1 protein-coding gene is annotated in these 399 nt (G+C 73.7%); it reads left to right on the plus strand.

What is annotated here, in order from left to right:
* Positions 1-399: polyketide synthase dehydratase domain-containing protein (locus tag IH80_RS40415; RefSeq protein ID WP_037882462.1), on the plus strand; the 399-nt coding region annotated here is incomplete at both ends.

Here is a 399-nt window from a genome sequence, read left to right on the forward strand (position 1 = left end):
CTCCCCGAGACGGGTGGGGTGGTGGGTACGGGTGTGCTGTCGGTGCGTACCCAGCCCTGGCTCGCCGACCATGTCGTCTCGGGCACGGTCCTGGTGCCCGGTGCGGCCCTGGTCGAGCTGGTGGTCCGGGCCGGTGACGAGGCAGGCACGAGCGTGATCGACGAACTCGTCATCGAGGCCCCGCTCGTCCTGCCCGAGAAGGGCGGGGTCCGCGTCCAGGTCGCCGTCTCCGCGCTCGACGACCTGGGCCGCCGTCCGGTCGCCGTGTACTCGGCCGCCCAGGACGCCCACCCCGAAACCCCCTGGACCCGCCACGTCAGCGGCTTCCTCACCAAGCAGGACCACGCCGCCGACTTCGACCTCGGGACATGGCCGCCCGCCGGCGCCGAGCCCGTCGAC

It is taken from the genome of Streptomyces sp. NRRL S-378, assembly GCF_000720645.1.
Classification (GTDB): domain Bacteria; phylum Actinomycetota; class Actinomycetes; order Streptomycetales; family Streptomycetaceae; genus Streptomyces.